Source organism: Spiroplasma endosymbiont of Cleonymus obscurus (assembly GCF_964273375.1).
In the GTDB taxonomy this organism is placed as follows: Bacteria; Bacillota_I; Bacilli_A; order Mycoplasmatales; family VBWQ01; genus Spiroplasma_E.
Window position 1 is genome coordinate 960,603 of record NZ_CAXWWA010000002.1, and the last position, 25,067, is coordinate 985,669.

The 25,067-nt window shown below is 23.4% G+C and carries 27 protein-coding genes and 1 pseudogene; 10 read left to right on the forward strand and 18 right to left on the reverse strand.

Annotation, left to right across the window (positions count from 1 at the left end; genetic code table 4):
* Nucleotides 1–8: 8 nt before the first annotated feature.
* The 5 genes from ACI2WJ_RS06115 to ACI2WJ_RS06135 all read left to right on the forward strand — a co-directional run bounded on the left by ACI2WJ_RS06115 (nucleotide 9) and on the right by ACI2WJ_RS06135 (nucleotide 1,995).
* On the forward strand, nucleotides 9–347 hold the full coding sequence (locus tag ACI2WJ_RS06115; protein WP_338956877.1) for a hypothetical protein: 339 nt from the start codon (nucleotides 9–11) through the stop codon (nucleotides 345–347).
* Between the two features lie 145 nt (nucleotides 348–492).
* Nucleotides 493–852 (forward strand): hypothetical protein, encoded by a 360-nt coding sequence (locus tag ACI2WJ_RS06120; protein WP_400255151.1) that lies wholly within the window; start codon nucleotides 493–495, stop codon nucleotides 850–852.
* A gap of 151 nt (nucleotides 853–1,003) precedes the next feature.
* The gene (locus ACI2WJ_RS06125; protein ID WP_338956883.1) at nucleotides 1,004–1,261 is read left to right on the forward strand and encodes a hypothetical protein; all 258 of its coding nucleotides are present in this window, start codon (nucleotides 1,004–1,006) and stop codon (nucleotides 1,259–1,261) included.
* 60 nt (nucleotides 1,262–1,321) lie between these two features.
* The gene (locus ACI2WJ_RS06130; RefSeq protein WP_342258150.1) at nucleotides 1,322–1,600 is read left to right on the forward strand and encodes a hypothetical protein; all 279 of its coding nucleotides are present in this window, start codon (nucleotides 1,322–1,324) and stop codon (nucleotides 1,598–1,600) included.
* A gap of 158 nt (nucleotides 1,601–1,758) precedes the next feature.
* Nucleotides 1,759–1,995, forward strand: a complete 237-nt coding sequence (locus ACI2WJ_RS06135; RefSeq protein WP_400255152.1) for a hypothetical protein — start codon at nucleotides 1,759–1,761, stop codon at nucleotides 1,993–1,995.
* Nucleotides 1,996–2,389: 394 nt separating this feature from the next.
* Here ACI2WJ_RS06135 and ACI2WJ_RS06140 read toward each other — a convergent pair whose 3' ends face one another.
* The 4 genes from ACI2WJ_RS06140 to ACI2WJ_RS06155 all read right to left on the reverse strand — a co-directional run bounded on the left by ACI2WJ_RS06140 (nucleotide 2,390) and on the right by ACI2WJ_RS06155 (nucleotide 4,610).
* Nucleotides 2,390–2,608, reverse strand: coding sequence for a hypothetical protein (locus ACI2WJ_RS06140; RefSeq protein WP_400255153.1), 219 nt, complete (start codon nucleotides 2,606–2,608; stop codon nucleotides 2,390–2,392).
* On the reverse strand, nucleotides 2,580–2,933 hold the full coding sequence (locus ACI2WJ_RS06145) for an AAA family ATPase (RefSeq protein WP_400255154.1): 354 nt from the start codon (nucleotides 2,931–2,933) through the stop codon (nucleotides 2,580–2,582). The genes ACI2WJ_RS06140 and ACI2WJ_RS06145 overlap by 29 nt, the downstream gene beginning before the upstream one ends.
* Nucleotides 2,934–2,981: 48 nt before the next feature.
* Nucleotides 2,982–3,950: a hypothetical protein gene (locus tag ACI2WJ_RS06150; RefSeq protein WP_400255155.1), complete on the reverse strand. Its 969-nt coding sequence runs from the start codon at nucleotides 3,948–3,950 to the stop codon at nucleotides 2,982–2,984.
* A gap of 237 nt (nucleotides 3,951–4,187) precedes the next feature.
* Nucleotides 4,188–4,610, reverse strand: a complete 423-nt coding sequence (locus ACI2WJ_RS06155) for a hypothetical protein (protein ID WP_338979546.1) — start codon at nucleotides 4,608–4,610, stop codon at nucleotides 4,188–4,190.
* Nucleotides 4,611–4,828: 218 nt separating this feature from the next.
* Between ACI2WJ_RS06155 and ACI2WJ_RS06160 the strand changes: the two are divergent.
* Nucleotides 4,829–6,071, forward strand: a pseudogene (locus ACI2WJ_RS06160) (IS256 family transposase).
* Nucleotides 6,072–6,213: 142 nt separating this feature from the next.
* On the opposite strand, the gene ACI2WJ_RS06165 reads toward ACI2WJ_RS06160, so the two are convergent.
* From ACI2WJ_RS06165 to ACI2WJ_RS06185, 5 genes are all read right to left on the reverse strand, one after another.
* Entirely contained in the window at nucleotides 6,214–7,800 is a 1,587-nt protein-coding gene (locus ACI2WJ_RS06165) for an ankyrin repeat domain-containing protein (protein WP_400255156.1), read from the reverse strand.
* Nucleotides 7,801–7,946: 146 nt separating this feature from the next.
* The gene (locus ACI2WJ_RS06170) at nucleotides 7,947–8,762 is read right to left on the reverse strand and encodes a cation transporting ATPase C-terminal domain-containing protein (RefSeq protein WP_400255255.1); all 816 of its coding nucleotides are present in this window, start codon (nucleotides 8,760–8,762) and stop codon (nucleotides 7,947–7,949) included.
* Complete coding sequence (locus ACI2WJ_RS06175) at nucleotides 8,707–9,237, reverse strand: HAD family hydrolase (protein WP_400255256.1); 531 nt, start codon at nucleotides 9,235–9,237, stop codon at nucleotides 8,707–8,709. The genes ACI2WJ_RS06170 and ACI2WJ_RS06175 overlap by 56 nt, the downstream gene beginning before the upstream one ends.
* Nucleotides 9,238–10,434: an HAD-IC family P-type ATPase gene (locus tag ACI2WJ_RS06180; protein ID WP_400255157.1), complete on the reverse strand. Its 1,197-nt coding sequence runs from the start codon at nucleotides 10,432–10,434 to the stop codon at nucleotides 9,238–9,240.
* A complete protein-coding gene (locus ACI2WJ_RS06185) occupies nucleotides 10,415–10,672 on the reverse strand; it encodes a cation-transporting P-type ATPase (RefSeq protein ID WP_400255257.1) in 258 nt (85 codons plus the stop codon). Before ACI2WJ_RS06185 ends, ACI2WJ_RS06180 begins: the two co-directional genes overlap by 20 nt.
* Before the next feature lie 403 nt (nucleotides 10,673–11,075).
* Here ACI2WJ_RS06185 and ACI2WJ_RS06190 point away from each other — a divergent pair, with 403 nt between their 5' ends.
* From ACI2WJ_RS06190 to ACI2WJ_RS06205, 4 genes are all read left to right on the forward strand, one after another.
* Nucleotides 11,076–11,609: a hypothetical protein gene (locus ACI2WJ_RS06190; protein ID WP_400255158.1), complete on the forward strand. Its 534-nt coding sequence runs from the start codon at nucleotides 11,076–11,078 to the stop codon at nucleotides 11,607–11,609.
* 130 nt (nucleotides 11,610–11,739) lie between these two features.
* Entirely contained in the window at nucleotides 11,740–12,147 is a 408-nt protein-coding gene (locus ACI2WJ_RS06195; RefSeq protein ID WP_338956939.1) for a hypothetical protein, read from the forward strand.
* Between the two features lie 22 nt (nucleotides 12,148–12,169).
* The gene (locus tag ACI2WJ_RS06200; protein WP_400255159.1) at nucleotides 12,170–12,640 is read left to right on the forward strand and encodes a metallophosphoesterase; all 471 of its coding nucleotides are present in this window, start codon (nucleotides 12,170–12,172) and stop codon (nucleotides 12,638–12,640) included.
* 134 nt (nucleotides 12,641–12,774) lie between these two features.
* Entirely contained in the window at nucleotides 12,775–13,119 is a 345-nt protein-coding gene (locus tag ACI2WJ_RS06205) for a hypothetical protein (protein WP_400255160.1), read from the forward strand.
* A gap of 56 nt (nucleotides 13,120–13,175) precedes the next feature.
* On the opposite strand, the gene guaB is transcribed toward ACI2WJ_RS06205, so the two are convergent.
* From guaB to ACI2WJ_RS06250, 9 genes are all read right to left on the reverse strand, one after another.
* Entirely contained in the window at nucleotides 13,176–14,642 is a 1,467-nt protein-coding gene (gene guaB, locus ACI2WJ_RS06210; RefSeq protein WP_400255161.1) for an IMP dehydrogenase, read from the reverse strand.
* 3 nt (nucleotides 14,643–14,645) lie between these two features.
* On the reverse strand, nucleotides 14,646–16,187 hold the full coding sequence (guaA, locus tag ACI2WJ_RS06215; protein WP_400255162.1) for a glutamine-hydrolyzing GMP synthase: 1,542 nt from the start codon (nucleotides 16,185–16,187) through the stop codon (nucleotides 14,646–14,648).
* Nucleotides 16,188–16,387: 200 nt separating this feature from the next.
* Nucleotides 16,388–18,028 (reverse strand): APC family permease, encoded by a 1,641-nt coding sequence (locus ACI2WJ_RS06220; protein ID WP_400255163.1) that lies wholly within the window; start codon nucleotides 18,026–18,028, stop codon nucleotides 16,388–16,390.
* Between the two features lie 299 nt (nucleotides 18,029–18,327).
* Complete coding sequence (locus tag ACI2WJ_RS06225) at nucleotides 18,328–19,080, reverse strand: hypothetical protein (RefSeq protein WP_400255164.1); 753 nt, start codon at nucleotides 19,078–19,080, stop codon at nucleotides 18,328–18,330.
* A gap of 2 nt (nucleotides 19,081–19,082) precedes the next feature.
* Entirely contained in the window at nucleotides 19,083–19,274 is a 192-nt protein-coding gene (locus ACI2WJ_RS06230; RefSeq protein WP_400255165.1) for a hypothetical protein, read from the reverse strand.
* 582 nt (nucleotides 19,275–19,856) lie between these two features.
* Nucleotides 19,857–22,043 carry an ATP-dependent helicase gene (locus ACI2WJ_RS06235; RefSeq protein WP_400255166.1) on the reverse strand — a complete coding sequence of 729 codons (2,187 nt, stop codon included), beginning with the start codon at nucleotides 22,041–22,043 and terminating at the stop codon, nucleotides 19,857–19,859.
* A gap of 35 nt (nucleotides 22,044–22,078) precedes the next feature.
* A complete protein-coding gene (locus ACI2WJ_RS06240; RefSeq protein ID WP_400255167.1) occupies nucleotides 22,079–22,774 on the reverse strand; it encodes an RDD family protein in 696 nt (231 codons plus the stop codon).
* Between the two features lie 4 nt (nucleotides 22,775–22,778).
* Nucleotides 22,779–23,777, reverse strand: coding sequence for a glycosyltransferase family A protein (locus tag ACI2WJ_RS06245; protein ID WP_338956955.1), 999 nt, complete (start codon nucleotides 23,775–23,777; stop codon nucleotides 22,779–22,781).
* 73 nt (nucleotides 23,778–23,850) lie between these two features.
* Nucleotides 23,851–24,666 (reverse strand): hypothetical protein, encoded by an 816-nt coding sequence (locus ACI2WJ_RS06250; protein ID WP_252320214.1) that lies wholly within the window; start codon nucleotides 24,664–24,666, stop codon nucleotides 23,851–23,853.
* Nucleotides 24,667–25,067: the final 401 nt, after the last annotated feature.

Sequence of the window (25,067 nt, forward strand, 5' to 3'; positions counted from 1 at the left end):
ATTAATATATGAATAATAAAAAAAATTGATGATTTGAAAATCAATATAGTCGAAGTTCAATAACTATTGATGATAAAAAAATAACTATTTATCATAAAGGATTAACAACTTTTAGTTTAAAAAAACAAACTAAAAATATTATTATGATTAATAATATTAATTATTTAGTTCTTAGAAAGCCAACTTTTTGACAGTGTGGGTACCTTTATTTTGTTTTAAAAAATGAAATTGAAAAAACTAATAATCAAGAAATTTTATTATCTAATTTATGTATAGCCTTCAAACGAAAAAATGAATTTAAAGAAGCAGAAGAAATTAAGAGTATTATTGATAATTTAACTATTTAAACTAAAAAAAGCATTTTAATTGACACATTAAAAAAATAAATTACAATTCTAATTATAATTTAATAGATGTCCAATCCTAATATAGATATTTCTCTATATTAGGATTTTTATTAAATTAAAATATTTGAAAGGAAGATTAAAAGATATGCCTAAAAATATACAAAATATACAAATGACAGAAAAAGAATATAAAAATTTTAAAAATTATAAAAAACAAAAAGCAATTCAAGAAGAAATGATATTAAAAACAAAAAGTACATCAAAAAAAGCGGGGAAAATTGCTATTAATCATGCGCCAACAATAGGTGGTACGTTGGGGTTTTTAGCGGGTGGATTTGGTGCAGGACTTACTGATAATAATTATAATACTATTTTTGATATACCTGTTGCAATTTCTTCAGGTGTTGGTGGAGCAATAATTGGATCTGTTGTAAAACAAAATTACAAAGCTAATATTGCTGAAAAAAAGCAAAACGACAAGAAAAATTACAATACATGCTATTAGAAAATATAAATAATTCATCAGATTCAGAATCCGAAGAAGAATCAGAACAAGAATTTGAAAAAAACAAAGAAAATAGTTTGTATACTGATTTTGAAAAAAAATAACATTAAAAGAAGAAGCAATAAAAAAGAGAGAACTTTTATTACGAAACATGAAATTAGATGCAAAATTTCAAAAGCAAGAACAACAATTAAAAGAATTGAGTATTCAAAATAATTCAGTCGATGATATTCTTACAAAAGAATTAGCAAACACATTATCTACTGTTCCTATGACTTTTGCTACTTTAAATAAGGGTAATCCTATTTCTCAAGATGTAATAAATGCTGCTAATTTAATGTCTATAAGTCCATCTTCAAAACCTGTTGCTGATAAACAAGAAAACCAAAAACCTCTTATTTCTATGTAATATCATATACATTAATGAAACAAATAATAAAATCAGATATAGTTTAAAGAAGGATTACTTATGCATTTTGATCCTATCGAAGACTTGTTTAATGATTTAGGTTCACAGTTTCAGTCTTTTGGAAATGATACTGAAACTTTATTTAATAATTTTGGTGATAATATAAGTTCAGAATTTGAAGTATTTACAAAAGATTTAAATACTAATTTTCAATCTTTTAGCAATGATGCAAGTAATGTCTTTAATGATCTAGGTAAGGAGTTTCAATCTCTGGGTAATGAGATTAGTGAAGGTTTTCAAATTGTTAGTAATGATGTAGAATTTTTTTTAATGATCTAGGTAAGGAGTTTCAATCTCTGAGTAATGAAATTAGTGAAGGTTTTCAAACATTTGTTCATAATTTTGAAACTGCCTTTAAAGATTTTGGTAATAATATTGAATCATTTTATAACGGTATTACTTCATTTTTTTTAGGAATTGAAAATTTAATTAAAATTATGCCCTATGCAATTGGTGGAATAATTGGATCAGTTATAGCATTTAAGATTTATAAAGCAAGAAAGTCAATGTTAAAAAATGAAAGAATAAGAAAAATATATAAAATTTGTAAAAATCAAGAACTAAATAATGATATTAAAAATGTTAATTTTGATAAATTAAAACCAGTAGTAAATAATACAAAACTTACAACAAGTAAATCAAAAAAGTTTACTAAAAAAATTTTAGTAAAATAAAAAATAAAATGCACCGTAATTAGATTATAAAATCAATATGGTGCATTTTTCATTTTAAAATATAAATTTTACTTAACTTCACTAAAGTAGTCATCCATTTTAAAATAATCAATACTATGATCAAAAGTTGATGAATAAATGATTTTAAAATTTAAAGAAATGCGATGTTCTTTATTTAATTCATCAACTTTATTATTTAATTTCTTTTTAATTCTTTTGATATTTCTAATATTACGATCAGTTTCTCTTCTAATATTAAATACAAAAAAACATTTAATTTTGTCAAAAGAAATTTCATGTTTTTTATCAATATTATGTTGAAAACAAATAAAGGTATCAGTAAATTTTTTTGATAAATCATTAATAATGTCTTCATGAAAATGTTTTTGAATTTTTATTCATTTCTTTTATTATAAGTGATAGCATCAATTGATTTAATACCACGTGAATGACTACAACATAAAAGTTTAAGATTATCACCATCAATTGCATATTCTTCAGATTCTGAAGAATATGTTTTAGAAGCAGTACTATAAGATAACAAACGAAATGTTTTTTTATTTTTTTTATAAATAAATATTAAATTATTTTTTAATGTCTCATTTAAATTCATATTCGTCTAACTCCCTATATGGATAACTTAAAGCTTCATTAATGTGATCTAAACTATTCTCTTCAATTATACAAGAATCAAAATTTTTATCTTTGTTAATAAAATTATATTTAAAATTTAAGTTTTTAAAGTCACGACTTGCTAGTGAAGTTATTGTTTCAAGAATATATGGACTATGTGTTGAAATAATTAATTTAAAATTAATTATTTTAGCAATATTTAATAATAGTTTAGTAAATAAATATTGTCATTCTGGATGAATATAGGCTTCAGGTTCATCAATAATTACTAAGTTACCTTCTTTAAAAAAGTCACTTTTAACCATTTCTTTAAATGATTCAATAATTTTTAATCCACGTGAGGAGTTAGCAAGTTAAATAGTAATACCATTCTTAGTTAAACTACCATTTTCAAAGTTAATTTTATTTTCATTACCAAAATAGTTTTCAAGTTCTTGATTAATTTTTTGTTTAATTAATACTAATTTCAAATTACTATACTGTTCAATATTTTTTTGAATATTAATTTTATTTTTAAAATCATCTAAGTAGTGACACTTTTTAAATTTGAAAATGTTATTTAATGATAATTTTAATTTTTCACTCTCTAACATATATGATGATTGTTTTTTACTAAGACTTTCTTCAATCATTAAATTTAAAATTTGGTCAGTATCACTAATATAAGTAGCATCAATTATTGGGTTTTCAATATTTAAGTAATTAAACTCATGTTCTAAAGAAAATTTATTATTTTCATTAATATTAATTGTTAAACTTTTGTTATTGTCTAAACTAAGTTTTAAATAACTATCTTTATTATTATATTTTTTATTTCTTAAGTTTTCACCATGAAAGTTTTCACGAAGAATATTAGCCATTAAATATGAAATGATATCAGTATCTTTATTATTAAATAATTCTAAGGTTTGTAAAATATCATTATTAATAATATTAATTGTATATTTAATAATTTTAATTTTGTAACTATCTTTATTAGTATCTAATTCAATTCTTTGTAATGTTTTGGTAATTAAATCATCATTTATTTTTAGCAATTGATGATAGTCTGTTAATAAATTAATTCAAAAATTATTAAATTTTTCAATTTTATAATTAAAATTTGTTATTCATTTTTGCATAAATGTTTTATTATTTAAATTAATATTATTATAAATAGATTCAATTTCTTTAAATAAAGCACTTTCTTTTTCACTACTATTAAAATTTGTTTCAAGAAAATTACTACCAGTATTTTCAATTTGTGTAAAAGTATCTTCAGCAAAGTTAAAAAAATTCTTAATTATTTCTGACTTAATATCACTAGTAGCAATTTTTACCATTGCAAAAACTAACCTACTTAAGTAACTTTTACCAGTGTCATTAACACCAGCAATAATAGTAATATCGCCAATTTATATTTAAAGAAGTATCATTAAAAGGACCAATATTTTTTATTTTTAATTTCATTTATATCACCTATATATCATTTTAAACTATATAAATATAATAACATTTAACATTATTGAAATGTAGAAAAATAATAATAGTAAAAAATAATAAATATAAATTATTAAATTTTAATGAATATAGTAATTGTTAATTATTTCACAATTTTCGATTGCATCTCAAAAATTGTTATTTCTTTTATTTTTTATTTTTAAACAAATATTAGTAAAAATTAATAAAGTAATTACATAAAATAAAGTTGGTACTAAAATTATACAGAAAATAACTCCAATTTGTAATTCTACTCAATTATAATAATTTCCAATATTTTGACTTATATAACATACGTATTTTGGTGAATATTCTAAAATATGATATATGCTGGTTGTAGCTAATATTTGAAATCCATTTCTTTCTATATTTTCAAACTTTAACGTTGTTTGATTACGCATATGAGAATGATAATCACAAAAATCTATGAGAATTAAACCAGAAATTATAAGTAAAATAGTTAAAATAAATAATAATATTGTTATTATTTGTATTTTTTTCATTTCTTTTTACTCCCTTAAATCTAATATAATAAAGAAAATTAATATATATTTTGAAAAATAAAAATATTTTTATTTATACAACGTAACAATATTAACAAATTTAATTAACTTTACAATAATTTTTGGTAATGTTTAGTAATCTGTGTAACTTACAAAAATAACTATGTTTAATTAATTCTAGTAAATATAATTAAATGATTAGAAAGAGTGAGTTACAGATGGCTAAAAAAGATAACTTTAATAATAATGATCCAATATCAAAAGCAGTAGATTTATTATTAGAAAATACTGAAGATTTAACAACAGTTTTTAAAGAAGGAGGTTTATATAAAGAATTAACAAAACGTTTAGTTGAAAAAATGTTGAATTCTGAGATGCAAAATTATTTAGGATATGAAAAAAATCAACATAGTAATAGTGACAATGCTCGTAATGGTATAAGTTCAAAAAAATTAATAACTCAACAAGGTAAAATTGAGATTGATGTACCACGAGATCGTAATAGTAATTTTACTCCTGTAATAGTGCCAAAAAGACAGAGAAGATTTGATGGTTTTGATCAACAAGTTCTTTCCTTATATGCAAAAGGTATGACATTATCAGATATTAGAATGCAGTTACAAGAGTTATATCAGGGTGCTGATATTAGTGAAAGTATTATTAGTCACAAATTACTGATGATGTGATTGATGATGTCAAAGCATGACAAAATAGACCATTAGAAGGCATTTATCCCATTGTTTATTTTGATTGTATAGTAGTTAAAGTACGACAAGATAAACGCATTATTAACAAATCAGTTTATATAGCTTTAGGTGTTGATTTAGAAGGTAAAAAAGATGTTTTAGGTTTATGAATTAGTGAAAATGAAGGCGCTAAATTTTGATTAGCAAATTTCACAGAAATGAAAAATCGTGGCTTAAATGATATTCTTATTGCTTGTAGTGACAACTTAACAGGCATGTCAGAAGCAATACAATCAGTTTATCCTAAAACTGAACATCAATTATGTATAGTTCATCAAATCAGAAATAGTTTAAAATATGTTTCATACAAACATCGAAAATCACTAGTTACAGATTTAAAGCCAATTTATAATGCATGTAGTGAAGAACAAGCAATGCAAGCTTTTTAGAATCATTTGAAAGTAAATGAAATAAACACTATCCTCAAATTGCTAAATCTTGATATAAAAATTGAGATAATTTAATGATTTTTATTAGTTATCCTCCAGAAATCAAAAGAGTGATTTATACTACAAATTCTATTGAATCTGTTAATAGTCAATTACGAAAAGTCATCAGAAATAAAAAAGTTTTTCCAAATGATATGGCAGTTTTCAAAATATTTTACTTAGCAATTGAAAATATAACAAAAAAATGAACAATGCCCATTCAAAATTGAAATACAGCAATTGCTCATTTTATGATAAAATTTGAAGACAGAATTAATCTGAACTAGTACTTTGCAAAACAAAGATACACAGATTATTAAAAAGCCTCTAATTTTTATCTATTTTTATAAATAATACGGAAACTATTTACTATTATTTTGCAGTTATTTTTATTAAAATATTAATTTTTAAGAAAAGTTTTAGCAGTAGTTATGCAATTGATAACTTTCTTCTTTTTTTGCTATCATTTTTTTCTGTATTTTCTAATTTACGCTTTTCTTTGTTAACTTCTTCTTTTGTTAATCATTCTTTTACTTTATTAAAATCTGTTTTCTTTTCTTCTGATCAATTTGTATCATCTTCATCTAATATTGCATCTAGGTATATCTTAAAAATTGCTTTTTCATTATCAGATAAATTTTGATCAGTTTGATATTTTTTGAAATTATGGATAGCAGTTACTCGTTGTTCTAAAACATCTTTTTGTAATTCATTAAAATTCGTCCAATTTGGAAGTTTTTTAATAGATGTTATAATTTTTGAATCAACATATGATAAATCATCTAACATACTATCTACTTCTTCTTTTATCTCATTATCAAAAAGATAATTTTTATTTTTAAAAGGATTACTATCTATTTTGTTAATATCAGTTAATACAATATTAACCAAATAATTAGTAACTTCTTTTAAGTTATATTTAATAGCTAAAGTTCATCAAGTTAATCCTTCTCTAGTTATGTAATTATTATAATTACATTCATTTGTTATTAAGAAATCAATAATCATCATTTCAATTTGATTTTGATTTCTTGGTAATTGATGTAATCAATCAATTATCATATCTTCAAATTTAAAAGGTTTTTCATTATTTTTATTTTTAATATCAAAATTAATTTCTAAATCACCATTTTCATTTTTTAATAGTAGTGTTCTTATAATTTTTTTATTATTACTTTTAATTGCTCTATGTAATATAGTGTTATTAAACTCATCAATAGGTGTATTAATATCAAAATATTTGCAATTTTCTATTATTTCTAACATATCAAAATTGTTGTTTAGGATTGCTATTTCGTAAGGTATATTACCATTATCATCTATTTGATAAAAATTAGTTTTTTTAGTGATGGCAAAATTAATTCTAAAATCAGTTTTATTACCCTCTTTAGCAATAATATGTAAAAGATTTTGATTTTTATTATTAATACTATTAATATTAAAATGAGAATTATTTTGAAAATCATTAACTAATTCACGAATTTCTTCATTTGTCGGATATGCATCAGCTTTATTAATCTCTTGTATTAATAATTTGCAAAATGGGGTTTCATTTTGCAAATTTACTAAATTGGGATTAACTTGTGAATTATTAATTAGTTGTTTTGCTATATTTTTAAATTCTCCTCCAAGTTTTCAGTCTACAATATATTGTTTCATAATTGCTAAATGTAAGGGTGAATTTCCTTCAATATCTTGTTGATTTAAAAAATTTTTATCATTTTTTTTAAAATTTATTAATCAATTAATAAGTTTTATTTTATTAGTTGTAAATTCTATTAATTCACTTGAAGTTTCTCAACCTTCCTCATGTGGATCATAGTTATATTCATCTTCTATTTCTGCTCCTTCATCTAAATCTAATAAAAAACTATTATGAAGGGCATTTCTATTGTTATTATCTAAACTAATAACTTCCTCATCACTAATGTTTGGATTATTCATAAAATCTTCAATAATAGAAAATTGAATTCTTTTCTTTTGAAATTGATTAATAAGGTAATTTAATGTTAGCATACTTTTATCTGTTCCTATCTATAATATGAAATTCCTGTTACTTTTAATAAAGTAACAGGAATACAAAAACTTTCTTTAGTTTTACATTTATTTGTATCATAATTTTAAAAAAATCCAATACATTTTTCTTAAAATTAAAATTTAGTTTATAATCAGCGTTTATTAACCTTTATATATATCATTTTTAATAATTGACTAGCAATGAAATAAACAATGACAACACCAGCTAAATAAGCATAAAAAATTAAAGGAATTGGTGTTAAACCAATAGTAGCTCCTAATTGTGTATATGGAATACTAATGCCAATAATAGTAATTATAATTGTTGTTAAAAATAACTGATGAGATGGCATACTTTGAATAAAAGGTACCTTAGAAGTTCGTAATAATTGTACAATTAATGTTTGTGAAGTAACTCCTAAAATAAATCTTCCAGTATGAAATAATGATTGTTGATATATGCCAGCATCACTATTAGGATCTACATTAGCAAAATTGGCAAAGATATGTAAACCATATCCTAAAAATAAAAAGGTGGTTATATCAAATATTGAACTTAGCGGTCCATTCCAGAATGCAAAAGGTAAAATACTTTTTGCATTTCATTTTTGTGGTTTTTTAATAAAGTCTTCATCAACCCTATCTCAAGGAATTGCTAATTGAGAAATATCATATAATAAATTTTGTAGTAAAATTTGAATTGCCATCATTGGTAAAAAAGGTAATCAAATTGAAGCAATTAAAATACTTAATGAATTACCAAAATTAGAAGAAATAGTAATTTTAATATATTTTAAAATATTACCAAAAGTATTTCTGCCACTAATCACTCCTTGTTCTAAAACATCTAAATCTTTTTCTAATAAAATAATATCAGATGCTTCTTTGGCAATATCAGTAGCACTATTAACAGATATTCCAACATCAGCGTGATGCAAAGCAACAGCATCATTTAATACCATCACCTAAAAAGCCAACAGTGTGACCATTTAACTTTAAAATATCAATAATTCTTGATTTTTGTAATGGATCCATTTTCGCAAAAATAGTAGTTTTATTTACTAATGCTTGTAAATGTTGATCATCCATATCTTCAATGTCACTACCTAATAAAGGAATTCCTGGCTCTAATCCCACCTTTTTACAAATTGCTTTAGTAACAATTTCATTATCACCAGTCAAAATTTTAACATCAATTCCGTGTTGATTAAGAGTTGTTATTGCTTTAATAGCACTAGGTTTAGGTACATCTAAAAAACCTATATATCCTAATAAAACTAAATTAGATTCATCTTCTATTTTAAAAACTGTTTTGTCACTAGCAAAATCTTGATAGCCAATTGCAATTACTCGTAAACCATCATTATTTAATTCCGTACTTAATTTTAAAACATTTTCTTTAATTTTATCAGTTAAGGTAATTACTTTCCCTCCAATTTAAACTTTAGTACAAATTTTTAATATTTCTTCTACTGCTCCTTTGCAAATTAAAGTATTATTAATTTTATCTTTTGAAACTACTATTGACATTCATCTTCTTATAAAATCAAAAGGTATTTCATCAATTTTACGATAGGGCATTTCAACTATTTTATTATGATGATCTTTAATGTGTTGGACAATTGTTTTATCAATATTATTTTTTAATCCAGTTTGTAAAGAACTATTTAAATATGCCATTTCTAAAACTTTGTTTGATTCAACACCTTCTGGATCTAAGTGTTTAACTAACTCAATTCTATCCTCAGTTAAAGTACCGGTTTTATCAGTGCATAAAACATCCATTGTACCAAAACTTTGAATACTAGTTAAATTTTTAACAATTACTTTTTTATGTGATAATCTAATTGCACCTTTTGCTAAGTTAGCACTAACAATCATTGGCAGCATTTCGGGGGTAATACCAACAGCAACTGATATTGAAAATATTAACGCTGTTAAAATATTATTTTTAGTAATTACATTAACAATAAATATTAATGGTACCATTACACACATAAAACCAATAAGAATGTAGGTAACTTTTTTAATACCTTTACTAAAACTAGTAACAGGACGTTTACTAGTTACTGCACTAGCAATTGATCCAAAATAAGTATTAACACCTGATGCAATAACAATAGCAATAGCACCGCCCGAAACAATACTAGTACCCATAAAACATATGTTTTCTAATTCTAGGATACTACTTTTTTTATTATCATCTTTAGTATTAATAGCATGTTTTTCAACAGGAAATGTTTCACCAGTTAGTGCTGATTGATTAATAAATAGATCGGTTGAAACTAAAATTCGAACATCAGCAGGAATCATATCACCAGAAGATAAGAAAATAATATCACCTGGTACTAAATTTTCAATTAATACTTCTTTTGTAAAATTGGCAACACTATTTAAAGCATTAAAATCAATTTTTTTATTTTTATTACTAAATCGAAAAACACTGGCTGTTGTTTCAATTAATTGTCGTAATTTTTCTGAAGATTTATAGGAACGATAATCTTGAAAGTAAGATATAAAAACACTCAAAATAATCATTACTAAAACAATAATAGCACTGTACAAATCAACATTTTTATCAGTATTAGTATCAATAATACTATAACTAATAAAATTATAGATAACTATTATCATTAAAACAATAATAAAAAGGATTAAAAATATTGTGCATTAATTTTTTGTATCAAACAAATCGTTTATGAGAAAAAACATTTTTACCATATTTTTTAAGTCTGTCTTCTACTTCTTCCTTTTTTAATCTGTACATACTACCATCTAATTGTTGGATAACTTCTTCTTTCGATAGTTGCGAAAATTGTTTAAACATGGTTGTTGTTTTTTGTTCTATATGCTTCTTTTTAAAAAATTGCATTATCAACCAACCTTTCTTCAAACGTATAATTTAATTGTATACTAAAATCAAAAGAACTTTATTTTAGTGAATAAAGTTCTTAAAACTACCAAATATTTAAGAATAATATTCTTCTATTTTCAATAAAAAATTTGTATTATTTTTAAATACAATTATTTATATCAAAAATAGGAGTAAACATCAATGATTTAAAAGGAGTTGAAATATAATTATAAATCTTCTAATCAATTTTCTATATTTATTAATCAAATATGATAGTATTTAGTTAAACTTGATATGAGTTTTTAATATGAGTTTTTAACCTATTATTTTTAAATAAAAATAATAGTTTTTTATTTAGAAAAATGAAAGGAAATATAAATTAATTATTTTTTAAATAATTAATTTATAAAGGGTAGTTAAAATGACTGAAAAACAGAAAATAGAAATTAATCAACTAAATTTAGAAATTAAAAAATATCATGAATCAATATGAATTCTTATCGACAAATTTAATGAATTAAATAATCTTTATAAACAGCAAAAAATAAAAATATCAAATACTAAAAAAGAACAAGAAAAATTATATTCTAAATATAAAATAATACGTAATAAATATTTAATTGAAGATAATCCAAAATTAAGTAAAAAATGAGGACAAGAAATGAAAATTAGTGGACAAAGACATACAATGAAATGAAAAAAAGTAATGGAGCAAGAAAAAAGAGCACTAAAATTAAAAGAAGAATGCCAAATTTTGGAAAAAGAAATTAATGAATTAGAAATAATACTTAACCAAAAATTAGAAAAAATACCTATCATTCTTAATGATAATTTTAATCATATAAAAAATAAGGCAAATGATGAAAAAATAGATAATTTACAAAATATACAACATACAGTAAAAGAATATAAACCAAATTTACCAATTTTATTAATTTATTACACATATATCTAATTTCTTATATCTTTTATTTTTTCTGATATAGTACTTAATTGTAAACTGAATATAAGTTTTAAATTTTAACCATTACTTTAGTTTAAAAGTAAATGGTTTTTTATATTTTAAAAAGGAGATAAAAAGAAAAATGAAAATACAAAATAAAATTATACTAAGTTCAACCATTTTCGGTGAAGTTATAGGAAATATTGCTGGATGATATTCAATCCCAACAATGATTGCTGAATGATTAGATATTATGGAATATGATTTTATTGATAATTATATAAACAATGATTTTAATCCATATCGTTCTACAGTTAAAGGTGTTTTAATATGAGGTTTAATTTCAGCAGTAACAATGGCAATAACTTCAACTGTTAGTGTAAAAACTGTTGAATATGTAAAAGTACTTTATAAAAATTGAAGACAAACAAATAGTAGAGAAATTGATGAAACAACACCTTTACTATCACAAACACAAATAAATTCAATAAATAATAATGAAGTAGAACCACCATTAGTATTAAATCCAGCAATAAGTGTAAGTTTATAATTAATATGGAGCGGAAAAAGATATGAAAAAAATATTATTACTACTTGCAATAAGCAATACTTTATCAATGACCAATAGTAATTTTTCTTATAATATTAATTCAAATTTAACAAGCACAATAAAAAGTAGTGATGAAATTAATTTTTTAGCTACAGCAGATATTCATGCTGGATATCCTCAATCAGTTAGTGACAAAACAATTAGTGTCCTTGCTAAACATTTACCAGAAAATAATAATAGAGGTGTTATTATTTCTGGTGATTTAACAGGTTATGTTAAATATACAGGGAATTTATTTTCTTATAAATTAATGTTAGCATCAATCTCTAATCATCTTTTAGCAGGTTTTGGTAACCATGATTCTGATACTACTTGTAAAGTTAACCAAACTTGACTTAACCAAAATATTGTTAAACAAAATGCTATGACAGCAGCTCACTTACTCTATTATACTTCAAAAATGAAGTTTCTGTATATTCTTGAAATTGATTAGGTATACATTTTGTTCAATGCAGTTTAGCGCCAATTAATAAAGATACTTCAGGTTGAAATTTTGGAAGAAGTGATCCTGGGCCAGCATTAACTGAATTACAAAAAGATTTAGAAATAAATGTTGGTTTGAGTAATATGCCAATTGTTTTAGCTTTTCATTATGGATATGATGATTTTTCAATTGATCAAGAATGATGAAGTAAAGAACAAAGAATTGAATTTGAAAATGAAATTTTAGCAAAATATAATGTTATTTTAATGTTAACTGGACATCAACACTTTGTATCAACCAAATATGATGAAAAAATAATTGCAGTTAATGTTGGTAAAAAGACAATTTATGATGTTTTAAGTGGTACTGCACTTTTTGGTGGTTATTCTGAAATTTCTATAAATAAAACTAACAAAGAAATTACAATTAAGCGTCATAACGTACAACAAAACGATGAAATTGTTATTAATAAAAAAATTAAATATTAATTAAAATTAAAAACTAAGTTTTAATAAAACTTAGTTTTTTTAAATATACAAATTTTTTATTTATTATAATTTGGTGCTTCTTTTGTTAGTTCAACATCATGAGGATGTGATTCTTTTAAACCAGCACTTGAAATTTTTACAAATTTAGAATCTTGGATTAAAGATAAAATATTTTTAGCACCAACATAACCCATACCACTTCTAATACCACCAACTAATTGAAAAACAACATCTTGTACTTTTCCTTTAAAAGGAACGCGTGCTTCAATTCCTTCTGGCACTAATTTTTTAATTCCTTTTTGAAAATAACGATCACTACTACCACGTTTCATGGCAACTAATGAACCCATACCAACATAATTTTTATATTTTTTACCATTGACAATAATTTCCTCACCTGGTGATTCTTCTGTTCCAGCTAAAATGCTACCTAACATTACACAATTGCTACCAGCAGCAATTGCTTTTACAATATCACCAGAATATTTAATACCACCATCAGCAATGACAGTTACGTTTTTATTTTTTGCTCAATTATAAACATCATTAATAGCAGTAATTTGTGGCACACCAACTCCTGCTATTATTCTAGTAGTACAAATGCTACCAGGACCAACACCAACTTTAATACAATTTGCGCCAGCTTCATAAAGTGCTTGTGCTCCAGCTGCAGTACAAATATTTCCAGCAATAATATCTAATTTTGGATAAGTTTTACGAATTATTTTAACTGTTTTTAAAATCCCTAAACTATGACCATGTGCTGAATCAACAACTAATACATCAACTTTTGCTTTAACTAATGCCTCAACTCTTGCTAAAGTGTCTTCACCAACACCAACAGCAGCACCAACTCTTAATCGTCCTTGATCATCTTTACAAGTATTTGGATAATCAATAGCTTTATCAATATCTTTTGTTGTAATTAAACCAATCAATTTATTATTTGAACCAACAATTGGTAGTTTTTCAATTTTATTTTTTAACATAACTTGTTTTGCTTGTTCGATTGTTGTTGTTTTATCACAAACAATTAAATTTTTGGTAGTCATAATATTTTTAACTAATGCATTATCATTATCAAGATATTTTAAATCACGATTAGTAACAATTCCAATTAGTTGATTTTCTTCATTTACAACAGGCAATCCAGAAATTCGATAAGTACTCATAATTGATTTTGCTTCACTAATTAAAGTTTGAACACCAATAGTAATTGGATCAGTAATAAAACCTGACTCATTTCTTTTCACTTTTTGTACTTCTAAAGCTTGTTCAGCAATTGATAAATTTTTATGAATAATGCCAATACCACCAACTCTTGCCATGGCAATTGCTAGATCAGATTCAGTAACTGTATCCATAGCAGCAGATAAAATTGGAATATTTAATTCAATTTTATTTGTTAATTTAGTTTTTAAAGAAACTTGATTTGGTAAAACTTCTGAATATCCTGGAACTAATAATACATCATCAAAAGTAATTCCTTCACATATTATTTTTTGATTTAAATCTTTATTCATAGTTTACTCCCATTCTATAGTACCTGGTGGCTTTGATGTAATATCATAAACTACTCTATTAACACCATCTACTTTATTAATAATCTCATTTGCAACTTCATCTAGAAATTCTCATGGTAAATGTGAACTTGTTGCTGTCATAAAGTCAATTGTATTAACACTTCTTAAACTAACAACATAATCATAAGTGCGATTATCACCCATTACGCCCACAGTTTTAACTGGTAGCAAAGTGGCAAATGCTTGTGATACTTGATTATATATATTTTTTTCTTTCAATTTGGTAATAAAAATATGATCAACTTCTTGTAAAATTAAACATTTTTCTTTTGTTACTTCTTCTATAACTCTAACTCCTAAGCCAGGACCAGGGAAAGGATGACGATTAATTAATGTTTCAGGTAATCCAAGTTTTAAACCAATTTCTCTTACTTCATCTTTAAATAAGGTTTTTAATGGTTCTAACAATTTAAATTGTAAATCATCAGGTAAACCACCAACATTATGATGAGTTTTAATTATTTTTGAACTTGCATGTTTACTTGAAGATTCAATAATATCCGGATAAATTGTTCCTTGTGCTAAAAAATCAGCCGTTTTAAATTTTCTTGCTGCTGTTGTAAATACATCAATAAATTGTTTACCAATAATTTTTCTTTTTTCTTCAGCATTTTTAACACCTTTTAAAGCAGTAAAAAAATGTTTACTTGCATCAATCATTTCAAGATTAAGTTTAAAATTTTGTTTATAAATTTCCATGACATCAATTGCTTCATTTTTTCTCAATAAACCTGTATCAACAAAAATGCAAGTTAACTGTTTACCAATTGCCTTAGAAATAATGGCAGCGGCAACTGAAGAATCAACTCCACCACTTAAACCTAAAATAACTTGTTTATCTTGGACTTTATTTTTAATTTCTGAAATTTGATTACTAATAAAATCATCTAAACTTCAATCTTTTGTACAATTTGCTATTGTAAATAAAAAATTTTCGATTATTCGCTTACCAAATTCTGAATGGGTAACTTCAACATGAAATTGGATACCATAAATTGGTTTAGTCAAATGTGCAATTGCTGAAATTGAAGAATCAGAATGAGCTATTTGTATAAAATCTTTTGGAATTTTTGTTACATGATCAGCATGACTCATTCATACTTTTGATTGATTAGCAACTTTTTTAAATAATTTATTATTTGGTTGATCAAGATATAAAATTGATTTTCCAAATTCTTGTTCATCTGCCAATTCTACTTTCCCTTTAAAATGATTTGTTAATAATTGCATGCCATAACAAACTCCTAAAATGGCAACTGGTAAATTAAAAATCGCTTGATCAATTTTATAAGCATTTTGTAAATAAACACTTGATGGTCCACCAGATAAAATAATTGCTTTTAAGTTGGGATATGTTTTTATTTTTTGATAACTAATATTAAAAGATAAAACTTCAGTATAAACATTTGCTTCTCTTACTCTTCTTGCTAATAATTGTGTATATTGACTTCCAAAATCTAAAATCAATACTTGTGTATTTATCATTTTTTTTCCTCCAAATATAATAGTAATTAAATCATTTTTTAACAAAAAATAAAATAGATTACAGTAATAATTATTTTATGATAGATTTTAATTTCTTTAAAATATAATTAAAAATATTGATATTAATGATAAGAGCATATGAAAAAGAGTAATCATTAATAAATGATTACTCTTAAAAGTTAAAATATAATTTAAAGAAATTAAGCTGTAACTGATCTGGCTTCATTTTCATGAATTTTAATTCGTTCTAATTCTGTTTCGGGTTCATTAAGTAAATATTTTATTGCTTCTTCTTCAGTCATTGGTATGAATTCTTGATCTAATTGATTTTGATAATCTAAATTTGATGCTAAACGCATTTTTAATTTTGGTTGATAATAAATAAAATATCAAATAACAGCAATTACAATAAACATTCAAAACATTAAGAATTCAATAATAACAACTATTAATACTTCCCCTCTTTTATTAATCATGTCATTAATCATACCATAGTTAAAAACAACAAACTGACTAAGTAAAAATAAACCACAAGCAACAAAAACAATTCATTCTCAAATTTTAATTTTAATTTGTTTACGATAACCCATAACACACGTGGCAGCTAACACAAAAATATATACAGCAATAGTAATGTTAGTAGAAAATCCTAGTACTGTATTAAAATCAAAAGGTGCACCAATTAAATCTGGGATTATTAACATAATAATACAAGCAATAATAGTAATAATTAAATTAGCTGTACTAGCACGCATTGCAATATTTTCTTTATTTAATTTGGCTAATTTTTCGGTAATATATCCTTCTTTGGCTAATGGTTGAATCATACCACCAGAATATAAAGAATTTTGCATAGCACCATTTAATTTCAATGATAAAGTAGAAATAACTAGTACAATCATACCAGTAATACCAGTAATACCAGTAATACCAGCAATTCCTGATATAACATTATTTGGATTATATTCATTAGTAGCTCCAGATCAACCATTTTGGCCATTTGTACCGTCAATAGTAATGGCACCAAATACTGATACTGATACAGCTAAATAAAAAATAGTTGATAATAATAAAACTATTAAAATACCTTTACCAAAGTTTTTGGTTGGATTTTTAACATTTTTTCCAACAACAATAAAAGTTTCAAAACCAATAAAGAAATAGAAGAAGCCACTAAATGCATTATTAATTTTTGGTAAAGTTAAATTAATGTTTTTTGTTCCTTCAGCCGCTTGTGAAAATGCTAAACCTTTATTAGTTACTACCAAAATAATAGCACAAACAATTAAAAACAAAGCAGAACCTCATTTAATAATACCAGAAATATTAACAAATCAACGAAATCCCTTCATTCCAAAATACATGCAACTAGCAACAGCAGCATAAATAAAAATACCAATACTATCAATCATTAAACTCGATCATCGTTCAGGAACTCAATTAAAAATTGATAATTGATCTAAATTCACTCGAAACATAGAAATAATAGTTGAAGGTAAAGTAATATATTGAATAAAACCAATTATTCATCCTCAAAAACGACCAAAAACTCCACGAACATAAACATAAGCACCACCATTAGTGTCGTCATGATAAACACGACTACATTTAGTAAAAGCAAGTGCAGTTCCCGCAGCAATTAAAGCACATAATAAAATAACTCATAGCATATGTAAACCAACGCCACCATTATTTCAATAATAAATGCCAATTAATGCCATTGGAAATGCAATACCACAAGTATAGTTAAAACCAATTCATATTAATTCATTAAGACTAATTTTTTCATTATTAGCACGAGATGATTTTGCTCAAAATTTTAATTTTTTTAAATTAAACATTCAATTAGTAATTCCTTTCAAAAAATAAATTATTTTTAATTATAACTTAAAAAAAATATTTTTTATCATAAAAATATTTTTATTTTTTAATTATCAAAATTTTATGATATTAGAACAAAAGTAGTTTTAAAGTGATTAGCAAATTGAACAATAAAATATAACAAATTATAATAATATAATTTGTTATATAAATAATTACTAATTATTTTAGTTTTAATTTTCCCTAAATAATGAGTAAAAAAACTTAATTTCTTTTTATTTAAATTTTGATATTTTTTATAATAATTATCAAAAAAACATTAAACTTTACGAACTGGACTTTTTACTCAATAAGTTCAATTACCAGTAAAAACATTTGAAAAATCACCTTCATTTAAATATTTTAATCCGTGATTATTTGTTCCTCAAACTTCATCTATCTTACCATTACTATCACGATTTAGTGATCATATTCTAATGTTTGCTAATTTATTTGTTTGTGCTCAATTATATAAATCTTTAGCATCTTCTAAAGTAAAATAGTTATTATTTACATCATTAATACCAATCATTGGTGTAATACCTAGTTTTTGATAAACATCAGTAAGTAATAAATTAGACTTTGGAAAATATTGTTTTATTAATTCAAAATATTGGTTAGCAGTACTTTTAATTGCTTGTTTAGCAATATCAAAAAAAGTTAAACCTTTATCAATTACTTCTTGTCCAACAATTTCACCATAATCCATAGCCATAATGTTAATTGTAAATAAATCTTCAACTTTTAAATCTGCTTTTTGATATATTTCTAAAGCTATTTTAATAACATTCTCAATATCTCTACCAACTAGCCCCGTTGGCATTACTGGTAATGTAACACTAAAGTTTCAATTTTGATTATTTCTTTTCATTTTTGTTAATGTAGTAAATAAAACCTTCATTCCATTAATATGATCACTATCAAAGTTTATACCTTCAATATCTAAGTCTAAATTTAACGGCATATCTTTAGTTTCAAAACCTGCAAATTTAGTAATTCGTTCTTGATACTCAATCAAAGCTGGTTGTAACATTGCTACTGCTTTATTAATATCTTTATTAGATAGCCCACACCATATGCAACATCTCATGGATTATATCCAACCGCTGAAGCAGCAGCTCCACCATATGCAACAACAATATTATTAAAGCCATCATTCTTTACTAAAGGTTTAAGCACTTCTGGTTTTAATTTATTTTCTACTCAATAATCATATCCAGCGCCCAAAGACTGTCCAGCAATAGTTAATTCTATAACTTATCTTTAATTGCAATTGCTTGCTGAACAAAAGACAAAGTAATAGATTTTAAATCTTTTATTTTATTAAAAACTTTTTTACCATCATGTAATATAATTTCTTTACCATTAATTAAGTCTAGGAGTTGTTCCTATTCATAATCCTCCATCATAATAAGGTTGGAATAAATAGTTAGCATGTTGTTTAACTTTATTAGTAACTGATTGACCATCACGATTGGGGTTAACTTTAATTTAATTACGAATTAAACCTTTTCACGCTTCTAAATTTATTTTTATCATAATTACTTTTTTCCTTTCATTAAAATAATAAGATTTATTAAAATATTAATTTTTCTAAAGTTATTTCAAAATAAAAAATAATTGGCAATTTAGCACCAATTTTAAAATGTTATTAGGAAAATTAAATTAAAATAAATCTTAATTCTAATTTTATACTTGAAAAAATTAATATGTAATAAAAAATTTCTTATAAAAAAATATTTTTTTATAAGAAATTTTTTAACAATACTTAAAAATGTCCAAAAAATAGACATTTTTAATAAAAAAAATTTATACAAATTTTTTAATAGCAATATGATTAGAACTAATAATTCTAATACCACCATGATTTTTATGAAAAGCAACTTGAATTTTATCACCAATTAATTTAGTAATAATACCTTTTCCAAAAATTTCATGAATAATTATATCTCCAACATTTCAATTATTAGTTATTTCAACCTTATCTTTATTATCAGCTTTATAGTAATTAAATTTAGAATGATTACGATTTTGATAAGTTGCTGCCATTTCTTGGTGTTCGTTATTAATGATTTTTAAATATTTAAGATCTAAATCTTTTAAGAAACGAGATGGTTGTTTCATACGATCCAAGATATATGAATATCCACTGGCACTAGATAAAAATAATCATTTTTTTGCCCTAGTAATTGAAACATAAAAAAGTCGTCGTTCTTCTTCAATTTTATCTAAGTTTTCTATACTAAATTTACCTATTCCAGGTAAAATACCTTCATTAATGCCAACTATAAAAACAACATCAAATTCTAGACCTTTAGCACTGTGAATTGTCATTAAGTTAACGGCTTTATTAGTACTATTTTCATCTAAATCAGTATATAAACTTACTTCTTGTAAAAATGACGTTAATAATTCTTCGCCTTGTAATTCATTATTACTACTATCATATTCAAGCAATTGTTCTAATAATTGTTGAACATTTTCAATTCTTTCTTTTTCAAGATTATCTTCTAGTTTTTTTAAATAATTAGTTTTATTTAATAAATTTTCAACCATGTTATGTAAAGAGGTAACATCTTTGATATTAGTTTGCATCTCATTAATTAAATTAATTAAAGGTTGTAAATGTTGACGATAATTTTTTGGTAATCCATACTGAAATTTAAATAAGTATTCATTTAAAGTTAGTAATTGTTCATTAGCAAGTAATAATAAGTTATCAATAGTTTTTGGTCCAATTTTAGGTGTTGCATTTAAAATTCTAATCATTGATATATTATCATTTCAAACAATAATTTTTAAATATGCCAAAATGTCTTTAATCTCTTTACGTTCAAAAAATTTATAACCACCAAAAATTTTATAATTTATATTATTATTAATCAAAGCTTGTTCTAAATCTTTTGATAAATAATTATTACGATAAAGAATAGCAATTTTATTCAAATCTAAATGATATTTTAAATGAATTTTTTTAACAGTTGTTGCAACTCAATGTGCTTCTTGATCACTACTACTAGCATGATACATAACAATATCATTACCAAGATCATTTTTAGTAAACAGTTCTTTTTCAATACGTTGAACATTATTTTTAATTAAACTATTAGCTGTATTTAAAATCTTAGTTGTTGAACGATAATTTTGATTTAAAATAAATGTTTGTGTATTAGGAAATTGTTTAGTAAAATTCAATTTTAAATTAATATTTGCTCCTCTTCAACTATAAATAGTTTGATCAGGATCACCAACTACAGTAATATTTTTATGATTTTTAGCAAGTGATAATAAAATATTATATTGAATATCATTAGTGTCTTGAAATTCATCAACTAAAATAAAATCAAATTTCTTTTCTCATTTTGTTAAAATATGTGGAAATTCTTTAAATAGACGTTCAACTAATAATAATAAATCATCAAAATCTAAACATGAATTAATAAATTGATATTTTTTATACGATTCAAAAACTTTGATACGTAAAATTCACTCATCTTGATTTTGATAATCAGCTAATAATTGATCTTGAGAAAGATAATTATTTTTTCAGTTAGAAATATTAGAACTTAATAATCTTAACTCCTGCAATTCAGCTTTATGTGAAAATTCTTTTTGAAAAATATCTTTTAATATTTTTCGTTGATCTTCTTGATCAATAATATTAAAATTATTATTAATATTTAAATGATGAATATCTCTTCTTAATATTTTGGCACATAATGCATGATAAGTAACAATATTAACATTAATGTTAGTATCATTTAAAAGTTGCATTATTCGTTCTTTCATTTCACGTGCTGCTTTATTAGTAAAAGTTAATGCCAATATTTTTTCACTAGCAATTTTAATTACATTAATTAAGTAAGCAATCTTATATGTTATAACCCGCGTCTTTCCAACTCCAGCCCCCGCAATAATACGACATGGGCCATCAACATTAATAATTGCTTGTAGTTGTTGTTCATTTAGATTTTCTAAAAGTTTTGTTTTATCCATGTTATTTATCCTTAAGTTAGTAAGAGTATATACTATTAAAGACTATTTATATTTTCTAATTCGTCATCATTAATATTTCCTGGTTGAGAATAAACTAAATGAATATGTGGATCATTAACGTTAGTTGATATCTTCCTTTTATTAGTTGCAAGTGGTTTCTTGTTAATGACAAAAGTTTTATGATAACGATCAAAGAATAGCTGATGATATTTATCAATTTTAGTGACGATCATAATCCCACAATACCAAGCAAAATCAAAACTAACTACAGAACGAATAAGAATATTTAATCAAGAATTTAAAGTACTATTACTATTAATAGTAGCAATGTTTTCATTAAAAGTCAATTTCATAAAAAGAATTATTGAAGTGGTTAATAATAGAGGAATAAAAACTAAAAATAGTTCACGATAAAAAAAATGTTTTAACTTTAAATCTTGATTTTTTTCATTTACTAATCTTATTTGAAAAATTAATTTTCCCAAAGTTTGACCCTTACATTTTCATGGGATAATAACAAAATATATAATGACAACAATTATATTAATAATAAAAATAATTATTAATTGTCATGATTCTTGATTACCTTTATTATCAAAATAATGGATTGCTAATCCAATTATTAATGGGATTAAACTAACAAAAATCACGTCAAAAATACGTGCAATAATACGTTTTCATGTTTTAGCTATTATATATGTTTCGGTTGTATCTAATTTTTTAATATTCATTTTTTTACTCTCAATATTTTGAATCATCTCTAATATTATTATCTTTAAAATATTTCTTAAAATAAGTACTTAGATCAGGAGCATAAGTGGTAAATTTATCATTTGGATTAATAGTATTAAAATAAGAATTTTTTTTAAAATTTTTAAATTTAAATTCAATAATTTCTTTGACACGATTATATGTTTTTTCAATTAATGCAGGTTTTTTAGAAATACTAATAAATCTTAAAAGAGTATATAGATAGTATCTAACAAAAGCATATTCCAACTCTTCATATAAAACTTTTTTAATTTTATAATTATTATAATAGTTTAAAATATGTATTCATTGATGCATTAGTTCAAAAATATTATCATTTTCCAATGTGTTATTTTTAGACGTTAATAATGTTTCATTAATTGCATAATATGTTTTACAATGTGCTAAAAATGAGTATAAAAATAAACTATCAAATTGGATTTCTTTACGAAATTGTAAATTATATTCATTAATAATACTAACTTTCATGATTTTTGTTGTTAAAACTGGTGTTGTTAAAGCAAAGACTATTTTTCCTTGTGTTGTATTTAAATTATATATTTTATTAACTTCAGTTCTAATTGTTGAATGAAAAACATTATTTATATCAAATTCATAACGAACACAATATTCAATACAATCTAAATCCTTATTATTATCTAAAATTTTATTAACTGTTTCAACAAAATTAACGCTAAGAATTTCAGTTGGATTTAAAATAACTACATATTGTCCGGAAATATATTTAAGGCCAAGATTACGACTAATGGCAATACCTGATACTTGATAATTAGTAATCATTTTTAAATTTTGTGGATATAATTTAAAATATTTACTAAATATCTCCAAATTTTCATTGTTAATGCCATCATCAACAACAACAACTTCAAAATTAGTTTTTTTATTTACAAAAATCTTTGCTAAAAAAGAATCTAAGTGCTCGGATTCAAATGAAGTTGTATATAAAATAAAACTTAGTAGCATAATAAATATTTCCTCTCTTTTATAAATAATTATAACACTTCTTTAACAATTTTAAGTGAAGGTTTATCAACATTTATTTTTTATTTTTTTGATTACTATTTTTAAGTTTATTTTTAGATACTAAAGTAGATTTTTCTATATTATCTGTTTCTTTAATAACTTTAACAGTCATATTTTTATGATCAAAAATAGTTTTTAAATTACCTTCAATAATAACAGTTTCAGTATTATTAGGTTTAATAACGTTTCGTTTTGCGGGCTTGCTAACTTTTTTCTTTTTTTGTCCTTTTAATATTTCTGCTCTTAATAAAGCACGTGTTTTTCTAATTTCAAATTTTTCAAATTTAAAAAGAAATGATTTAATAAACTTTTTATACGAATTAACAAAATATCGAAGTCTTTTCTTGCTTCGAGCATGATTATCATATTTTAATAAAATACAAACATAGTTTAATTCATTTCTTGCTTCTGATTCAATTAATGAATTAAAAAAACTGTGATAATTATGACTTAAGTTATATGGTTGACCAGATATTGGGCTTTTATAAGGAGTAAAACCTAGATTACCAGTAGTTTTATAATACTTAAAATCAGCAACTCGTGTTGTCATTTGTCCCTTAGGATGCTCTGGTGATTTAATTTCTGATATTTTAAAAATATTATTTGTATCAAATTCTAAAAAATAGCAATATACCTTATGAACAAAGTTACCTGCAGTTTTAAAAGCAATATATAAATCTACTTTTGCTTCATAATTTAAATTATCAAAAATACTAACGTATGGTTGATAAAAATCATATTTTTTATCAATAATTTCTCATCCTTGTTTTTTAATAGTAAGTTCAATCTCATCAGCACAAATATTTGGATTTAAAATAATTTTCTTCATTTTCTACTCCTAACTCTAATATTTTCTAAGTCTATTTTATCAAATTATATATAAAGTGTGGTCTAAGAAAATTTTTCACTTTGATTAATAATTAAAGTACTTTTATTTTTACTATTAAACAACTAACAATACATCATAAAATTATCTTTAAACTATATGAATATATCATATATTTCTACACATATTAAAGTTATTCTTTTTTAAAAACTTTTAGCAAAAATTATATTAAACTTTATTTATTACTTTTTCTAAAATAATATAGAAATGATGAATATATTATTAATAAATAAATAAAATACTAGAAAACTATATATTAATTAAAAAAGAATACTAACATTAATATTAGTATTCTTTTTTAATTAATAATTTTTCTTCATCTATAACTTATTTCTTTTATTTTT